Source organism: Psychrobacillus sp. 05T411, assembly GCF_056396485.1.
Map to the genome: position 1 here is coordinate 1 of NZ_JBFTLO010000014.1, position 18,900 is coordinate 18,900.

General features: G+C 38.0%; 11 protein-coding genes and 1 pseudogene. 5 read left to right on the plus strand and 7 right to left on the minus strand.

Features of this window, described 5'->3' with window-relative positions:
• The first annotated feature begins 211 nt into the window (after nucleotides 1-211).
• Nucleotides 212-3,127: a transglycosylase domain-containing protein gene (locus AC1DFT_RS12560; RefSeq protein WP_478159097.1), complete on the plus strand. Its 2,916-nt coding sequence runs from the start codon at nucleotides 212-214 to the stop codon at nucleotides 3,125-3,127.
• Nucleotides 3,128-3,179: 52 nt separating this feature from the next.
• Here AC1DFT_RS12560 and acsA read toward each other — a convergent pair whose 3' ends face one another.
• Nucleotides 3,180-4,901, minus strand: a complete 1,722-nt coding sequence (gene acsA, locus AC1DFT_RS12565) for an acetate--CoA ligase (RefSeq protein WP_478159098.1) — start codon at nucleotides 4,899-4,901, stop codon at nucleotides 3,180-3,182.
• Nucleotides 4,902-5,085: 184 nt separating this feature from the next.
• Here acsA and AC1DFT_RS12570 point away from each other — a divergent pair, with 184 nt between their 5' ends.
• From AC1DFT_RS12570 to AC1DFT_RS12580, 3 genes are read left to right on the plus strand one after another with little or no spacing between them, the layout of a single operon-like run.
• The gene (locus AC1DFT_RS12570; RefSeq protein ID WP_478159099.1) at nucleotides 5,086-5,718 is read left to right on the plus strand and encodes a GNAT family N-acetyltransferase; all 633 of its coding nucleotides are present in this window, start codon (nucleotides 5,086-5,088) and stop codon (nucleotides 5,716-5,718) included.
• A 37-nt stretch (nucleotides 5,719-5,755) separates the two neighbouring features.
• A complete protein-coding gene (locus tag AC1DFT_RS12575) occupies nucleotides 5,756-6,403 on the plus strand; it encodes an acetoin utilization AcuB family protein (protein ID WP_478159100.1) in 648 nt (215 codons plus the stop codon).
• Complete coding sequence (locus AC1DFT_RS12580) at nucleotides 6,373-7,575, plus strand: acetoin utilization protein AcuC (RefSeq protein WP_478159101.1); 1,203 nt, start codon at nucleotides 6,373-6,375, stop codon at nucleotides 7,573-7,575. The genes AC1DFT_RS12575 and AC1DFT_RS12580 overlap by 31 nt, the downstream gene beginning before the upstream one ends.
• 23 nt (nucleotides 7,576-7,598) lie before the next feature.
• On the opposite strand, the gene ccpA is transcribed toward AC1DFT_RS12580, so the two are convergent.
• Both ccpA and AC1DFT_RS12590 read right to left on the minus strand, forming a co-directional pair.
• Nucleotides 7,599-8,597 (minus strand): catabolite control protein A, encoded by a 999-nt coding sequence (gene ccpA, locus AC1DFT_RS12585; RefSeq protein ID WP_478159102.1) that lies wholly within the window; start codon nucleotides 8,595-8,597, stop codon nucleotides 7,599-7,601.
• A 129-nt stretch (nucleotides 8,598-8,726) separates the two neighbouring features.
• A pseudogene (locus tag AC1DFT_RS12590) lies at nucleotides 8,727-9,812 on the minus strand (bifunctional 3-deoxy-7-phosphoheptulonate synthase/chorismate mutase).
• Between the two features lie 165 nt (nucleotides 9,813-9,977).
• Between AC1DFT_RS12590 and AC1DFT_RS12595 the strand changes: the two are divergent.
• Complete coding sequence (locus AC1DFT_RS12595) at nucleotides 9,978-12,113, plus strand: cell division protein FtsA (protein ID WP_478159103.1); 2,136 nt, start codon at nucleotides 9,978-9,980, stop codon at nucleotides 12,111-12,113.
• Between the two features lie 1,280 nt (nucleotides 12,114-13,393).
• Here the strand turns inward: AC1DFT_RS12595 and AC1DFT_RS12600 are convergent.
• The 4 genes from AC1DFT_RS12600 to AC1DFT_RS12615 all read right to left on the minus strand — a co-directional run bounded on the left by AC1DFT_RS12600 (nucleotide 13,394) and on the right by AC1DFT_RS12615 (nucleotide 18,820).
• A complete protein-coding gene (locus AC1DFT_RS12600; RefSeq protein ID WP_478159104.1) occupies nucleotides 13,394-13,975 on the minus strand; it encodes a YtxH domain-containing protein in 582 nt (193 codons plus the stop codon).
• 14 nt (nucleotides 13,976-13,989) lie between these two features.
• Nucleotides 13,990-14,454, minus strand: a complete 465-nt coding sequence (locus tag AC1DFT_RS12605; protein WP_478159105.1) for a DUF948 domain-containing protein — start codon at nucleotides 14,452-14,454, stop codon at nucleotides 13,990-13,992.
• Between the two features lie 146 nt (nucleotides 14,455-14,600).
• On the minus strand, nucleotides 14,601-15,902 hold the full coding sequence (murC, locus tag AC1DFT_RS12610; protein ID WP_478159106.1) for a UDP-N-acetylmuramate--L-alanine ligase: 1,302 nt from the start codon (nucleotides 15,900-15,902) through the stop codon (nucleotides 14,601-14,603).
• Between the two features lie 122 nt (nucleotides 15,903-16,024).
• On the minus strand, nucleotides 16,025-18,820 hold the full coding sequence (locus AC1DFT_RS12615; RefSeq protein WP_478159107.1) for a DNA translocase FtsK: 2,796 nt from the start codon (nucleotides 18,818-18,820) through the stop codon (nucleotides 16,025-16,027).
• Between the last annotated feature and the right edge of the window lie 80 nt (nucleotides 18,821-18,900).

Consider the following 18,900-nt stretch of genomic DNA (forward strand, 5'->3'; position numbering starts at 1 on the left):
ATTTTGAATTATTTTGAATTGAGCTAGCTCAATTCAAAATCTTGACCATCCACCGCAGGCTTTTCACTTTATTTAGCTGGGGCTTGAACCCCAGCTAAATAAAGTGAAAATATATACCTATTTTACCTAATCTGAAACGTATGTCAATAACTATCGTCTACTTATAGACGATTATGGTATAATAATTCTTGATTTGGGGGTCGAGTAATCAATGAAAAAGTGGATCGAGAAAATCCAATTTTATACAGAGAAAATGAATGAATGGCAGTCTACTAAATGGGCGAAAGGTTTGCGAATTTCATCTGGTGTAATATGGAACCTATGCTTATTATTCCTTGTAATATTCCTTGCGTTCGGAGTATTTGCTGCTTCTGTTGGTGCCGGTTATTTCGCATCACTTGTAAAAGAGGAGCCGCTTCGAGATAAAGAAGAAATGAGAGCAAATGTTTTTAATTATGAAGAAACGTCTGAAATCTATTTCGCAGAGAATGTCTATTTAGGAAAACTAAGAACCGATCTGGAACGGACGGAAACAAAACTTGCTTCCGTTTCACCATATGTTATTGACGCGGTACTTGCGACAGAAGATGAATATTTTGAAGTACATAATGGAATCGTACCAAAAGCCATTTTTCGCGGTTTACTTCAAGATTTTACAAACTCAGATACACAAACTGGTGGATCTACTTTAACGCAGCAATTAATTAAAAATCAAATTTTAACAAATGAAGTTTCATATGAACGAAAAGCGAAAGAAATTTTATTAGCAATGCGCTTGGAACATTTCATGACAAAAGAAGAAGTATTAGAAGCTTATTTAAATATCATTCCATACGGACGAAATGCAAATGGAAGAAATATTGCAGGAATTGAAACAGCTGCAAACGGTATCTTTAATGTAAAAGCGAAGGATCTTACATTACCACAAGCAGCTTATATCGCTGGGATTCCACAAGCTCCCTTTGCTTACACCCCTTTTAGACAAGGTGGAGAAAAAAAAGAAGGGGAAGCATTAAAGCCCGGTATTGAACGAATGCAAACAGTCTTATATCGTATGAAAGAAACTGGTTATATCACACAAGAAGAATATGATTCTGCAGTAAAATACGATATTACACAAGATTTTAGAGAGCCGGAAGCCGTGGCTGAAGACAAATATCCTTGGTTAACGTTTGAAGTAGAAAACCGTGTGAAGGAAATCTTAAGAGGTCAACTAGCTAGTGCGGATGGAATCGATCCTGAAAGATTAGCAAAAGAACCGAAATTATTCGAGAAATATGATATTGTAGCCGAGCGCTCTATTCGAACAGGTGGATACCGAATTCATACTACGATTAATAAAGAAATGTTCGAAGCAATGTTAAAAGTAAAAGATGAATTTGAATATTACGGACATACGTATGTGAAAGAAGTAAAGGATCCAAATACCGGCGAGATCATTACAAAAGACTTTCCGGTTCAAGTTGGAAGTATGCTTATCGAAAATGGCACTGGAAAAATATTAACCTTTCTCGGTGGACGAGATTATAATTTAGAACAATATAATCACGCTACACAAGCAGTTCGACCAATTGGGTCAACGATGAAACCTTTACTTGTATATGCACCTGCAATCGAATATGGTGTCATCGGTGCTGGAAGCCCAGTAGTGGATATTAAATTGGATAATTTAAAAGGAACAACTTGGGCTAAATCACCAGCCAACTATACAATTGCACAAGAAAAAGGAATTATTTCTGCACGTAGTTCACTTGCGACTTCCCAAAACTTATCAACCATTCGCTTATATGATTTAATCATGGATCGTAAACCTACTGATTTTTTAATGAAAATGGGATTTAAGCATATTGAAGAAAATGAATATGCAAACCATGCCCTTTCTATCGGTGGAATGACGAATGGTGCTACCGTAGAAGAAAATACAAATGCGTTTGGCACCTTTGCAAATAACGGTCAATTTATCGATGCCTATATGATTGAAAAGATTGAAGACGTGGACGGAAATATTATTTTTGAACATGAAACTGTTCCAGTACAAGTTTTCAGTCCTGCAACAGCTTATATTATTACCGATATGATGCGAGACGTATTATCAGAAGGAACAGCAAAGTTAGCGAACTCTCGACTTAAATTCCAATCTGATTTCGCCGCTAAAACTGGTACAACCCAAAATCATAATGACTCATGGCTCGTTGGATACAATCCAAATGTCTCTTTAGGTGTTTGGCTTGGATATGATGATAATACAAAATCGTTATTTTATATGAATAATCGGTATAACCACCCAAGTGTACGTGTTAATATGTTGTGGTCTAATATGATGAATGCCATGTACGATGTTTCACCAGAATTAATTGATGCACCGAATGCTTTCCAAGCTCCTGAAGGTGTCGTAACCAGATCTTTCTGCGGAATTTCAGGACTAGCTCCTTCCGATGCTTGTGCAAAAGCAGGCTTAGTTAAATCTGATTTATTTAACGCTGCAGCTATGTTACCGACCGCTGCGGATGATAGTTTAATCTCTTCATCGTATGTCGTGATAAACGGAAATAGATACCGCGCCTTAGATTCTACACCTAGTGAATTTGTCATTCAAGGTGGGTACGGGGTGAACGAAGACTTTATTAAACGAATGCTCGGTAGATTCGGAGGAAATGCAAGCAAGCTGTTCCCAGAGAATTCTAGTTTCGGTGGCAATGTTGTGTCTGAAGAATCATTTAAAGCTGATGGTAGTCCACCTTCTGCAGTAAATGCTACGCTATCAGGTAACAACATCACATGGTCCAAATCAGCATCATCTGATGTTGTTGGTTACCGTGTGTTCCAAGTTGTGAATGGACAAAGGGTACTTGTAGCAACAAAGGCGGAAGCAGAGTCCCCAAGTTATACAATTAATGGCCCTGGTCAATATATTATTGTATCTGTAGACATAACTGGTTTACAATCAGGCGCTTCCAATATCGTGTCGCTAGAAGCTCCACCTCCGGAAACGCCAGTTGAACCTGTTACACCTCCAACAACTCCGGAAGAGGAAGATGTTGATATTATAGATGACGAAATCATAACTACTCCACCAGTTGAAGAAGAACCATCCGGAGAAGTAAACACATCATCAGCGAGAAGATAAAGATAAAAGCAAAAGCCACAGCTACCTAATTCAGGTTGCTGTGGCTTTTCAATTAGTCTTCCATTGTAGATAAGTCGCCCGTTGGTAGTTTTAACTCCCAAGCTTTCAAAACGCGGCGCATAATTTTACCACTTCTCGTTTTTGGTAACTTATCTTTGAATTCAATTTCTCTTGGTGCTGCATGCGCAGCTAATCCTTTTTTCACGAATTGCTGAATATCCGCGATTAGTTCTTCCGAAGGCTCATACCCCTCATTTAGCGCAACAAAGGCTTTAATAATTTCTCCACGCACAGGATCCGGTTTGCCAATTACTCCTGCTTCTAGAATAGCAGGATGCTCGATTAGCTTACTCTCCACTTCAAATGGACCTACTCGTTCACCGGAAGTCATGATGACATCATCTACTCTTCCTTGGAACCAGAAATATCCTTCATCATCCATATAGGCAGAATCCCCTGAAAAATACCATTCATCATTCATAAAACTAGACTCATATTTTTCTTTATTATTCCAAATTTGACGCATCATTGATGGCCAACCTTTTTTAATCGCCAAATTCCCCATTGTGAATGGTGGAACAACATTTCCTTGGTTGTCAATAATTGCAGCTTCTAACCCTGGAAGTGGTTTACCCATAGATCCAGGTTTAATCGGCAGACAACCGAAGTTACAAATCATTTGCGCCCCTGTTTCCGTCATCCACCAAGTATCATGAATGCGTAAATGGAACACTTGCATTCCCCATTTTACTACTTCTGGGTTTAATGGTTCCCCAACAGATAGAATATGTCGAAGAGAGGATAAATTATGTTTCTCTACGACAGCATCCCCTGCTCCCATTAGCATTCGGAATGCAGTTGGTGCACTGTACCATACTGTTACTTTATATGCTTCAATTGCATTATACCAAGCATCAGGTGAAAAACGTCCACCAAGAACAAGTGACGTCGCTCCAGTTAACCAAGGCCCGAATATCCCGTAAGAAGTACCCGTTACCCAGCCAGGGTCAGCTGTACACCAATATACGTCTTCATCGCGGATGTCCATAACCCATTTCATCGATTGATATTGTTGAACCATTGCGTAATGTACATGCAAAATTCCTTTCGGTTTCCCTGTGGAACCTGATGTATAGTGTAAAATCAGCCCATCTTCTTTATCTACCCATTCAATATCAAACGCTTCCGAAGCATTATGTAATGCTTTATTGAAGTCGATAATCTTTTCTGTTTCCTCTATGTTATCTCCTACTAAAAATACCGACTCTAAATGTGGTAATTTATCTAAAGGAATTCTTCCCAATAAATCTGGAGTTGTTACAATAGCTTTTGCATCACTATCCAATAATCGATCATATACTGCCCCCTCCATGAATGCTTCAAAAAGGGGTCCTACAATAACTCCCATCTTCACAGCACCTAAAAGAGAGAAATATAATTCTGGAGATCTAGGCATAAAAATGAATAGACGATCCCCTTTTGTTAAGTTAGAATGCGCTTTGTATACGTTGGCAGCTTTGTTTGTCCAATCTTTCATATCAGCATACGTATAGGATTCTTTTCTATCTGCGTCTTGATAATGAAGTGCTACTTTGTTTTTCTTATCGGATTCTGCGTGTCTATCAATGGCTTCATATGCCATATTTACTTTTCCTGTTTTATACCAAGAAAAATTTTTCTCAGCATCTTCCCACTTAAATGTTCTTGCCGTTTCTTCATAATCCTTTAACTGATAATCCCCTTGTACCACTGGTAACATCTCTACTACTTTCATCCTTTTCACCCTTTCTATAACTATACAAAAACTATACACTTCTATTCTACAATACACGCTCACATTTTTGCCAATCTTTTTATTTTTTAGAATGTTTTGCGTTGTGTTTTATACATCCATCTTCTTTTCGTAGAAATCATGTATAATAGTTTTAGATGTGTTTATTTTTATAGGTGGTGAACTTGTGATACACGAAAAGACATTTAATTCGTTAGAAGTAGAAACAAAACATGGTGTAGTCATTATCGAAGGGCCAATTCCTACAGAAAAAATAGCAAGTTTAGCGTTCCATGAAGACTTAGTAGCTTTTCGGGCACCCGCCAAGCAGCATAAAGCAATTATTGAAATCGCCAAATTGCCGGAAGGAAGGATTATTATTGTACGAGATCAACAGACTATCGTTGGCTACTGTACATTTCTCTATCCAGATCCTTTGGAAAGATGGTCGCAAGGGAAGATGGAAAATTTAATAGAATTAGGGGCAATTGAAGTAATTCCAAAGTTTCGTGGAACAGGTGTTGGCAAAACACTTTTACGTGTTTCAATGATGGATGATGCGATGGAAGATTATATAACGATTACAACAGAATATTATTGGCATTGGGATTTAAAAGGTACTGGTTTAAATGTTTGGGAGTACCGCAAAGTGATGGAAAAAATGATGCAAGCTGGTGGACTTGAATATTTTGCAACGGATGATCCGGAGATTAGTTCACATCCTGCTAACTGTTTAATGGCTAAAATTGGAAGTCGCGTAAACAATAAGTCTATTCAACAATTCGATCAGTTACGATTTATGAACCGATTCATGTACTAGATAGAAAATCTATATTTTTCTAAAGGGGTGTATGTAATTGCTAGTAGAGGAAATTATGAATACTTCAGTACCGACTTTAACACCAACGCATACAATCAATGATGCGTTATTAATATTAAAAGAAAAACGAATTCGCCATATTCCAATCGTTAATGTAGACAAAGAAGTATTAGGAGTTGTAACGGATCGCGATTTAAAAGAAGCAACGCCATCTACCTTATTGACCTATAAAAATCTCGAAGTGTATGAGTTGCCATTGGAAAAAGTTATGTCTAAAAATCCAATCGTCGGTCATCCATTAGATTTTTTAGAAGAGACCGCCACCATTTTCTATGATAACCGAATAGGATGCTTACCTATAGTGTCTCAAGGAAAACTAGTTGGTATGATTACAGAATCTGACTTATTGTATAAATTTATAGAACTTACTGGCGCTCATCAACCGGGCTCCCAAATTGAAGTTCGTGTCCCAAATAAACCTGGCATATTATTTGAAGTTTCTAAAGTTTTTTATGCACAAAAAGTAAATGTATTAAGCGTGCTCGTATATCCTGATAAAACGAATGTCGATTATAAAATTTTAGTGCTTCGTGTGAAAACGATGAATCCACTTAAGTTAATCGAAGCAATACGTGCGGATGGCTTCGAAGTATTATGGCCGAATCATCCAGGAATGATGTTATGAAAAAAAATGCCGTATTTGTCTTTTCAGAAGATCTGTTAGGCTATAAATTTTCAGATACACATCCATTCAACCAAAAACGACTAACTTTAACGGTCGATTTATTGGAAGAAATGAACGCCTTATCCCCATCGGATATCATAGTACCTCGAATTGCAACAGATGAAGAATTGAGTTTAGTACATGACCCCCAATATATTGAAATTGTCAAAAAAGCGAGCTTGGAAACAACCGATACTTCCATATATGAAAGCTATGGAATTGGGACAGAAGACACACCTATCTTCCCCCATATGCATGAAGCTAGTGCAAGTCTTGTCGGAGGTACGCTAACTGCAGTAGATTATGTGATGGAAGGAAAATCATTACATGCACTTAATTTAGGTGGAGGTCTCCACCACGGATTTAAAGGACGAGCTTCTGGATTTTGTATATATAATGATAGTTCCGTAGCTATTAAATATATGCAGCAAAAATACAATGCGCGGGTTCTTTATATCGACACAGATGCACATCATGGGGATGGCGTGCAGTGGAGCTTTTATGATGAGCCAAATGTATGTACGGTCTCCATACATGAAACGGGTAGATATTTATTTCCTGGCACTGGTAATATTACGGAACGAGGAACTGGAGAAGGGTATGGCACTTCTTTTAACTTTCCAATTGACGCTTTTACCGAAGATGAATCTTTCTTGGAAATTTATCGCATAGCACTTAGGGAAATCGTAGAGGCTTTCAAACCCGACGTTATTTTAAGCCAAAATGGTGCGGATGCTCATTATTTTGATCCACTAACCCATTTATATGGAACGATGAATATTTATCGAGAGATCCCTAAACTAGCACATGAACTTGCGCATCAGTATTGCGGTGGTAAATGGATTGCTGTTGGTGGTGGTGGCTATGATATTTGGCGAGTAGTGCCGCGTGCCTGGTCCCTTCTTTGGATGGAAATGAATGATGTAAAAACACCAGTAGGGAACTTACCAAAAGCTTGGCTCGAGCGTTGGTCCAAAGAGTCACCAGTTCCCTTTATCCCAACATGGATGGATCCAAGTCCATTATACGAACCAATTCCACGTAAAGCGGAAATAACGGAGAAAAATAAACAAATGCTAGATAAAGCACTATATGCACTTCGCAAGCAGCAATCATACAAAAATCACCAGTAACCTCTTTGGCTACTGGTGATTTTTTATTTGACGGAGTCCCTCTCCTCAATTCGATAAGGTAACACGACAATTTGTTCGTCAATTTTCTCTTTGTTCATAAATTTCGTTAATAAACGCATGGAAACGGCTCCAATATCATATAAAGGTAATACGACACTTGTCAGCTGCGGACGTACCATTCTTGCTAACTTAGAGTTTTCAAAGCTGATGACTTCGATATCGTTCGGGACATTCAATCCGCTATCCTGAACTCCATGTATCAAACCAATGGCAATCTCGTCATTGCCTACAAAAAATGCTGTAGGCGGATCCGAAAGCTTACATAACTCTTCCCATGCAGTATGTCCATCATCGTATGTGTTATCCACACCAACTATCAAATCATTATCAATTTCAATGTTTGCCTCTTTTAATGCTTTTTCATAACCAGATAATTTATATACCCGGTCGATGGTAGATTCCATATTTCCGGAGACAAATGCAATACGTTTATGACCATTTCGGATTAAACGATTTACAGCGTCAACTGCTGCTTCGTGATATTCGATATTAACAGAAGGAAACTTTTCGGATGTTTCTACTGTACCGGCTAAAACAATTGGGACGCTCGATCTTTCCATTTCGGTTAGCATATCCTTTGTTACTTCGTCGCTCATCATCACAATGCCATCTACTTGTTTACTAAATAATGTAGATAGTAGTTGCACCTCTTTATCAGCCTGTTGGTCAGAATTCGTTAAAATAATATTATAGCGATACATCGTCGCAATATCTTCTATGCCTCGTACTAGTTCCGCATAAAATACGTTCGAAATATCCGGTATAATAACCCCTACAGTTTTTGTTTTCTTACTAGCTAGTCCTCTTGCGACTGCATTTGGTCGATAGTCCAATCGTTCAATAACAGCCAACACTTTTTGACGAGTTGCTGGCTTGACGTTTTGGTTTCCATTAACTACACGTGAAACAGTTGCCATCGACACATTTGCTTCTCTAGCCACATCATAAATGGTAATAGTCAACGCATATCCCTCCTTCACATCTTGTACTATTTATTTTATATATAAATAATACTTGATATACGCTATAGTTTTCAATCAAATAGTAAAACCGACTCTACAAGAAGAGTCGGTTTTGTGAAATTTTTCTACTTATGCATGCACTTCATGTGTTTTCATGAAGTTTTGTAATGAATTGTAGAACTCGTCAAATTGTTGTAAATTCATTTGTTGTGCCGCATCTGACAACGCAACTGCTGGATCTGGATGAACTTCTGCCATCACTCCATCTGCCCCAATTGCGATAGCAGCTTTAGCTGCAGGTAAAAGAATATCACGACGTCCAGTTGAATGTGTAACGTCTACAAATACTGGTAAATGTGTTTCTTGTTTTAATATTGGCACTGCTGAAATATCTAATGTATTTCGAGTAGCACGTTCGTATGTGCGAATACCACGTTCACATAAAATGATTTGGTCATTTCCTTGCGACATAATATATTCTGCTGCATGAATGAATTAATCTAATGTAGCGGCTATACCACGTTTTAATAGTACTGGTTTGTTGATTGATCCTACTGCTTTTAATAACTCGAAGTTTTGCATATTACGAGCACCCACTTGTACTACGTCTACATAGTCAAGCGCTTCGTCTAAATGGCTAGGTGTTACAATTTCGGAAACAACCGCTAAACCAAACTCTTGAGAAATTTGTTTTAAGATTTTTAAGCCTTCTAATCCAAGACCTTGGAAATCATAAGGGGATGTACGTGGCTTATATGCCCCACCTCGGATTAATTTTAAGCCTTTTCCTTGGATTGCAGCCGCTACTTCCGCTACTTGTGTATATGATTCTACTGCACATGGTCCAAATATGAAAGTAGGCGTTCCTGTACCGATTTTTTCTCCGTTTATTTCAACAACTGTATCTTCTGATTTCTTTTTACGAGATACTAATAATGCTTTCTTTTGGTCATCCACTTGTAATTCCAATGCAGTTTTAAATATTTCTTTAAAAATATGCTCCACTGTAGATTGTGGAAGTGGACCAGCATTATTTTCTTTCAAGTGATCTAACATATGTCTTTCGCGAAGAGGATCATATCTATTTACACCTTGCTTTTCTTTCACTCTTCCTATTTCTTTTACAACACCAGCTCTTTCATTGATTAACTGTAAAATTTCTACGTTAATCTCATCTACACGACTGCGTAAAGCTTCTAAATCGACATGACTCATAGATATTTCTCCTCTCTTCTTTCCACCGATACTTTATATCGACTGAAAATTATGATACATTTTTAAGTATAAGTCATATTATAATCAATGTATGTGAAAATGTCACGCATTTTATTTTAGCGATTCAACTCGCTAAAGTAATCGGATAAAAAAGGACGTGGGAAATTGGCAGCTAAGTTGTTTGCATTAGATATTGGAACAAGATCTGTAGTAGGAATTATATTGGAAGAACGCGATGCGAATTTTCATGTTGTTGATATACTAGTGGAGGAACATAAAGAACGAGCAATGGTCGACGGACAAATACATAACGTACTAAAAGTGGCAGAAGTGATCCAGTCGATTAAAAAACAATTAGAGGAAAAACATGGACCACTTGAAAAAGTAAGTGTAGCTGCTGCTGGACGAGCTTTAAAAACAGAACAAGCAGAGATTAAAATGGATATTAAAAACAGACCTATTTTTTCGGAAGATGATGTAAGCCGGTTAGAACTTACTGCCGTACAACAGGCACAAAACAATTTGGTGCAAAATGATGCAGGGAAAGAATCTAGTCATTATTATTGCGTCGGTTATAGCGTTTTATACTACCGATTGGATGGAGAAGAAATTGGTAGTTTGGTTGACCAACAAGGACATGAGGCATCCATCGAAGTAATAGCAACCTTTTTACCAAGGGTAGTTGTCGAATCATTACTTTCCGCATTAAAAAGGGCTAATTTAGAAATGGAAGCTTTAACATTAGAACCGATTGCAGCCATTAATGTACTAATTCCCCCTACAATGCGACGTTTAAATGTGGCACTTGTAGACATTGGTGCTGGGACTTCCGATATCGCTATTACAGATTATGGAACAGTTGTCGCATATGGGATGGTACCAAATGCAGGGGATGAAATTACAGAAGCATTAAGTGATTACTACTTACTCGATTTCCCACTTGCGGAAGATGCAAAAAGAGCGATTAATACAAACGAATTTATCTCTATACAAGATATTTTAGGATTAGAACAAAATATTTCAAAAGAAGAGATGATAGCAGCTATTAGACCCGCAACATTGGAACTTGCCACATCCATTTCAAATGAAATTCTTAAATTGAATAATAACCATCCTCCAAAAGCCGTCATGCTCGTTGGCGGGGGTAGCTTAACTCCTTCTCTGACGATGATTTTAGCAGAAAAACTAAATTTACCAGCGAATCGGGTTGCAGTACGAGGAATCGACGCTATTCAAAACTTAACGAAAGAAACACATATTCCAGTATCACCAGAACTGGTTACACCGATTGGAATCGCCATTGCAGCCAAACGGGCACCAATACAATATATGTCTATAGAAGTGAATAACCAAGTCGTTCGCCTATTTGAGCTAAAAGAAATGACTGTAGGGGATGCACTGCTTGCGGCAAATATTCCTACGCGAAAGTTATATGGCAAGCCAGGAGCAGCACTTTCAGTCGAAGTGAATGGACAAACGATACATATTCCAGGACAGCACGGGAAACCAGCTGTAATAATGTTAAATGGACAGAAAGCAAATACAAAAGCAACGATTAAAAATAAAGATAGGATTGAATTATTAGAAGGCGAGAATGGGAATGAAGGTTCCGCTTCTTTACGTGATTTAATCGACGACGCTGCTGTCAAAATGATTACTTTTCAAGGTGCTTTACATACAGTTGAACCAAAAGTTAAAGTTAATGGAGAGACGATTTCACTTGATACCCCATTAAAAGAAAGAGATAAAATTACGGTTGAAACACCTCAAACAGTGGAACAGGTTTTACATGCCATTCGAAAAGAACATTATATAACACAGTTGAATCCGTACTCGATTACAATAGATGGTAAAAACCATTATATTCCTGCACTTTCGTCGAAAATATGGTTAAATGGAAACATCGTAAAGCTTTCCTATCCAGTACAGGATAATGATGCATTAGAAATAAACATAGCAAGCTCTCCAACATTACAACAACTTGCAGATCAATTGGAGAAGAAATTGGCAGAACGCATCACACTTACTTTTCAAGGAAAAGCAATCGAGCTTACAAGAGATTGTGCAGTCGTACTAATTGGGGAAAAAGAGTTAAACTCATCGGATCATATTTCTAGTGGAACTATCTTACAGTGGAAGCATGTAAAACATACCCCTTGGATTTTCCAAGATGTTTTCCGTTTTACAGAGTGGAATATGCCAGAAGGAGCCGGTTCGTTTCAAATTATTCGAAATGGACAACCTTCTCGATTTGACGAAGAAATCTTTGGCGGCGATCAGTTAGAAATTGTCTTTACATAAGAAAAGCGCAAGCGCCTATGTCTGTCAAATTTATTAAATAGGAACGATGAATGGAATGACTCACTTAATAGGGATAATGCGTCGTAGTGAGCTGAATAAAGTGTCCGCTGTGATTTTCGCTGCAGTCGTACGCTTTCCGCCGGGTGAGCGATGAGCCATCCCCGCCGCCCTTTGGCGTACGTTGGGACGTCTCATTAGCCCACTCATCCGGCAGGAGTCGACGGCTGCAGCGAAAATCAATGGAAATTGCCCAATTATCCATACCATCCCTTTAAAAAACAAAATTACAACCAGTTTTTCCATTGGATTCATCCAATAAGTGGCTTAGGGCAACCAACCGATGACTGGGAGCAACCAGTTCTACTACGAAAGCAACTAAATCAGCATGAGAGCAACCAAATTAACTTTGAAAGCAACCAATTCTCAAAATAGCAAGTGTACTAGGATTGAGACGTGTTATTGGGATAGCGTATCTTATTAACCGCTAGGAATTTCACTGCCGGGAGGACGACTTCCACCGGATGAAGTGGAAATTAATAGAATCTGCATACTTATCAGTGCAGACCAGTTGAAAAAACGAAATTTTAACCAGTTTTTCCATTGCATGCATCCAGTAAATGGCTTAGGGCAACCAACCGATGACTGGGAGCAACCAGTTCTACTACGAAATCAACTAAATCAGCATGAGAGCAACCAAATTACTCGTGAAAGCAACCAATTCTCAAAAAGGCTCTTTACTTGATGTGAGACAACTATAATTCCGACCTATTATAGGAATTATATGTCTTAAATCCCGTCGAACACGCCTGGCCGGCATCTACTTGAGTAGTTTGTCGTGTTCAGCTATCTTATTGTCGCGTTCGCAGTGGTTATTGTCTGGTTCAACCATTTATTGTTAATATGGGATCTCAATAATTTAGCAATTTCCATTGATTTTCGCTGCAGGGCGGCGACTCCAGTGGAGGCCAACAGGACGTTGGTCACGAAGGCGTTGCCACACGATGTGGCGTTCTTAGCCTTTGTTCCTCTGCTGAGTAAGATGAGACTTCACAACGTACGCGCAAGCGGCGGTGAACGCTCATCGCTCCCCCCCGTGGAAAGCGTCTGTCCTGCAGCGAAAATCACAGCGGATACCTTATGACGCAGTATCCCTATATCACGTACAAGATAAAAATCGCCATACCTTAAGTTGCTTGAAGAAAGTTATCCATACCACTAAACTTTTGGAGTTCCCAAGCAATAAAAAAACACGAAACGGCAAAATACCGTTTCGTGTTTTCTTATTTATTGGGGTTATTAGCATCTACTACCGCTTCTTTAATCGCTTCTGCAATCGCTGTAGTATCTTCTTCTTGCTCTGCTGCAACTTCTTCTGTTGTATGTGAAATAGTTTCCATATAATCCATTGACTCTTCGCCTTCATATGAAGCAGTGCCATCATCTAAAGGAGAAGTTGGTTGTCCCTTAATTGACTTCACTTTATCTACTAATTGACCAGATTGCTCTTGTAACTGCTTTGAAATTTGTGTCGTTTTTTCCTTGGCAGTCGAAGAAAAATCGATTGTTTTATCTTTTAATTGGCCTGCTTGTGTAGAAAGATTTCCTCGAAGCTCTGAGCCTGTTTTTGGAGCTAGTAATAATGCAGTCGCTGCACCAATAATGCCGCCGATGAATACCCCAAGGATAAAATCTTTTCCGCTTACTTCTTCCTCACGGTAAACACTATCTCTCGGTTCGTTATAATAAGGAACAGGTGGATAACTTGGAGCAGCTTGTCTATCATACGATGTTTGGTTTGCATAATATTCATGATTATATGTTGCTTCATTATAATTTGGCTTTTTTGGTTCGTAATTGCTCATTTAAATTCCTCCAATTATAGGTTTGTTTTTTTATTTTGTTCGTATGCGTAATAGCCTGCTTCTTCTATTGCTTTTCGCTCTTTCCATTTATCTCGGATTCCTAACACTACATTGCTCCATTGGACAACTTGTGCTATTTTTTCTTCATTTTTTTCCACCTCTGTAGTTACGGAAGATGTTAGGCGCTGTATCGAATGATTAAAGCCACTGACAGAAGTACCTACATTTTTTACAGCATCGACAACAGTATTTAGTTTTTCCGATTTTTCTTGTATATCTTCTGCCAGTTCATTTGTTTTATGAAGAAGTTCCGCTGTTTCTTTTGTAACATTTTGTAGATTTGTATCAAGCCCTTCCAATGTGCCTGCAACATGGTTTAAAGTCTTTTTAACTGAAAACAATGTTACGGCAAGACTTATACAAAGTACTAAAAATGCGATTGCAGCTATAATAGCAGCTATGTATAAAAGATTTTCCATTTTGTATTCTCCCCTTTTCTTCATTGTCCTATAACATTTTTACCCTAAAAGAATAAAATTAAACTTCTTTCTCTATTACTATACTACGTTTCCTTCAAATATCCTTTAAAAAAAATGCTTAATCACAGAAGGATTAAGCATTTTTTTTAACTATTTAGTTTATCTTCAAAAGCTTGTTGATATTTTTGGACATCTCCAGCTCCCATGAATAAATAAAGCGCTTCTTCGTAGGAAAGCAATTGATCTACTGTGTTTTCCTCTAAAATATGGCTGTTTTCGATTAAATCAGCAAGTGTTTGAACGGATAATTCCCCAGCATTTTCTCTTGCTGAACCAAAAATATCACATAAATAGACTTCGTCTGCCAAACTTAAACTTTCACTAAATTCATGCAAAAATGTTTTCGTTCTTGTAAAAGTATGTGGTTGAAATATAGCCACAATTTTTCGATTTGGATATTTTTGCTTTGCCGATTGAATGGTTGCTTTTATTTCTGTTGGATGATGCGCATAGTCATCAATAATAATACGGTCTCCGATAACGGTCTCTGTAAAGCGTCTTTTCACGCCCCCAAACGTTTCTAAACCTTTTTGGATAATATCCGCCGGAACTTCTTCATAATGGCATAAAGAGATCACAGCAAGTGAATTTAATACGGCATGATCGCCGAACAATGGAATAGTAAAACGCTCATAAAACTCATTTCGTACAAACACATCAAAAGAAGTACCTTCCGTTGTTTTCTCTAGATTCCGGGCTGCGAAATCATTATGCTCCCCAAAACCGTAGTAGACAACTGGAACAGGCGCTTTAATCTTTTGTAGATAGACATCGTCCCCACAAGCAATAATCCCTTTTTTCACCTGCATCGCCATCGTTTGAAATGCATGGAATACGTCCTCAATATCTTGGAAATAATCCGGATGATCAAAATCAATATTTGTCATGATTGCATAATCCGGACTGTACGCTAGAAAATGTCTACGATATTCGCAAGCTTCAAATACAAAATTAGATGCATCCTCTTCCCCTTTTCCAGTGCCATCACCGATTAGAAAAGAAGTTGGCGAATAACCGCTCAATACATGGGAAAGCAAACCGGTAGTAGAAGTTTTACCATGTGCTCCAGTTACTGCAACAGAAGTAAATTGACTCATATAATCACCTAGAAAATTGTGATAACGGATAACTTCTAATCCCAATTCCTTTGCTCTGACAAGTTCAGGGTGACTATCAGGAAAAGCATTTCCCGCAATTATTGTCATGCCTTCTTCAATATTTTCCTCATCAAATAACAACACTTTTATATTTCTTTCATGTAAAGGTTTTTCTGTAAAGAAATACTTTTCAATATCAGAACCTTGTACTTCATTTCCTACATCATGTAATATTTGTGCCAAAGGGCTCATTCCTGACCCTTTGATACCTGTAAAATGATACTTTGTCATACGTTGTAAACCTCCTGGGGCTATCCCCGCTTAAATACATTATTCAATCTATGTTTTTTGCTATCTACTTAGACGTACTCTCCATTATATCATTTATTCATCCATACTTTTAATAAATAAAATTAACTAAATATTTGTTCCAAGCTATCGTTAGTAAGTAATACATCCCTTGCTTTACTACCTTTTTGTTCTGTTATATAACCATTCTCATACATAGCATCGATTAGTCTGGCAGCCCGATTATAACCAATGTGGAATTTGCGCTGTAATAATGAAGTCGAGGCGGATCCTTGATCTACAATAAACCGACATGCTTCTTCAAATAATTCATCTTGCTCAGAAGTTTCTGCACGTTGCAGCAATTCCTCTTGTTCGAATATATAGTCTGGAGTCCCTTGACTTCTGGCATACTCGATAACCGCTTCAATTTCATCGTCTGTTACATAAGTTCCTTGAATGCGCACAGGACTAGACATGCCATTGCCTTGATATAGCATATCTCCTTTTCCAAGTAATCGTTCTGCTCCTTGTTGATCTAAAATTGTACGTGAATCGATTTGAGAAGAAACAGAAAATGCGATACGCGTAGGAATATTAGCTTTAATAAGCCCTGTAATAACATCTACAGACGGGCGTTGCGTAGCTAAAACTAAATGAATACCACATGCTCTCGCTTTTTGAGCGATTCGACATATAGCATCTTCCACTTCAGCAGGAGCCATCATCATTAAATCCGCAAGCTCATCAATAACAATCACAAGGTACGGAAGTTTTTGCGCAAATTGTCGCTTCTCGGTCGCAAGTGTGTTGTACCTACTAATGTCACGTACCCCAATATGCGCAAATAATTGATAGCGACGCTCCATCTCTTCAACTGCCCATTTGAGCGCAGCAGTTGCAGCTTTAACATCTGTAATTACAGGACTTACTAAATGCGGAATATGATTAAAAGGAGCAAGCTCAACCATTTTAGGATCAATTAGTAGTAATTTTACTTCTTCAGGAGTCGCTTTATACAACAAACTCACTAATAATGAATTAATAAATACGGATTTCCCAGATCCTGTTGCTCCTGCAATTAAACCATGAGGCATCTTTCGTAAATCTAGTGTCACAGGTTTCCCAGTAAGATCTAGCCCGAGTGCTGCTTCGAGTGGTGATTCTGACTGCACAAAAACGTCTGTATTAAGCACTTCCGATATTCGAACCGCTCTAGATGTTCGATTAGGAATTTCAATACCAATCGATCTTTTCCCTGGAATTGGTGCTTGAATACGAATATCTTTTGCAGCAAGCGCTAATTTTAAATCATCTGCTAAATTACGGATTTTACTTACTTTCGTGCCGTGACCTACCGTCAGTTCAAATTGTGTGACAGCTGGTCCTTGAACCATTTGAACAATTTCACCTGTTACTTGAAAATGGGATAATGCCTCTACTAATGTATATGCCTGTTCTTCCATCCATTCTTTGTCATCATCCTTCATTTCTGGAGGGAGTAAGTAACTGAATGATGGTCTTGTATAAGTCGATGGAACAAAATCCTGTTCCACTTGTTCTTCTATTTCGTTTTGTATTACTTGAGTTGCTTCGATTTGTTCTTCAGGCTTTTGAATTACTGGTTCATGTATATTATTTATATTTAGTTTATTCAACTTTTGCTTATCTGATTTCAGCATTAGTACATTAAAAGGACGAATATTTTCTTTTTGTACTTCTTGCTTTTCTTCTGCTTGTTCCAATACAGGTGCTGTTTCCTCCACGAGTGTTGCTGCAATAGCATCAGTTGGAGTTATAGCAATTGGAGCTTCTACTTTGATTGGCTCTTCTATTTTCTCTTGCTTTGTTAAATTTGTCTTTTCTATATTTTGTTTATCTGATTTCAACATTAGTACATTAAATGGGCGAATATTTTCTTTTCGTACTTCTGATTTTTCTTCTTGCACTTCTAGCTTTTCTTCCTGCTCTTCTAGCTTTTCTTCCTGTACTTCTAGCTTTTCTTCCTGCTCTTCTAACTTTTCTTCTTGCACTTCTAGCTTTTCTTCTTGCACTTCTAGCTTTTCTTCCTGCTCTTCTAGCTTTTCTTCCTGTACTTCTAGCTTTTCTTCCTGTACTTCTGGCTTTTCTTCCTGTACTTCTAGCTTTTCTTCCTGTACTAGTTCTTGTACAGGTACATCTTCTTCTGTCTCGGTCAAGACTAATGGAACCACTTCTGTTGCTATTAGTTCTGAAGTGGCAGTAACTACCGCTTCCTCTACGATAGGTTCTTCTATTTTCGTTTCTTGTTCTATCTTGTCTACAATAGGTAGTTGCGTTTCTCTATTTTTCGAAAAACCATAAACTGGTGATGGTACTTCGGTTGGCGTAAAGGCTCTTTTTTTACTAGGCGTTGTTATAATATCATTTGTTGTATTTTTATCTATTTGTTGCTCTACTTTCTGTATTTTACGCTGTTGCCATGTTTCTTGAATGGTACGTATTGGTGCATTGTCCGCTCCTGGTTTTTCTATCGTATTTGAACTTTCTCTACCCTTTGAAAAACCATATACAGGTGAAGGTACTTCCGTTGGTGTAAATGCTCTCTTTTTTCTAACGATTGTAGGCGTGTCTGTATCATCCACAGTTGTTTTTTCTGATCGATGAATGATAGTTGGTTGCTTTCGTTGTTGCCACTTATCTTGCGTATACAGTGGCCTGTATAATGGCTCGTCTGCTAATGGTTTTTCTATATAAGGCTCCTGTATGATTTTATCTTCACTTGGTTGCTCGTGCATCGTTACCTGTTTTTCTTCAYCTGATATTAATGGAAAGCGAAATGGTGTCCTTGATCGTGTAGTTGAAACAGTTTTCTCTTCTACTTCGATGTCTTCTCTATATTCTTCTTCATTTAATCCAAATAGTTTTTTAAACCAATTCAATTTCATCACTCTTTCTAATAGATACCTTTTATTTTACCAATAAAAATGGTATAAGTCCCCTTATATAATAAAAAAGCATA

Excerpts from the sequence above, each read along its gene's own strand:
- AC1DFT_RS12560 (WP_478159097.1), top strand. The coding sequence starts at position 212 with ATGAAAAAGTGGATCGAGAAAATCCAATTTTATACAGAGAAAATGAAT.
- acsA (WP_478159098.1), bottom strand. The coding sequence starts at position 4,901 with ATGAAAGTAGTAGAGATGTTACCAGTGGTACAAGGGGATTATCAGTTA.
- AC1DFT_RS12580 (WP_478159101.1), top strand. The coding sequence starts at position 6,373 with ATGGCCGAATCATCCAGGAATGATGTTATGAAAAAAAATGCCGTATTT.
- AC1DFT_RS12600 (WP_478159104.1), bottom strand. The coding sequence starts at position 13,975 with ATGAGCAATTACGAACCAAAAAAGCCAAATTATAATGAAGCAACATAT.
- murC (WP_478159106.1), bottom strand. The coding sequence starts at position 15,902 with ATGACAAAGTATCATTTTACAGGTATCAAAGGGTCAGGAATGAGCCCT.
- AC1DFT_RS12605 (WP_478159105.1), bottom strand. The coding sequence starts at position 14,454 with ATGGAAAATCTTTTATACATAGCTGCTATTATAGCTGCAATCGCATTT.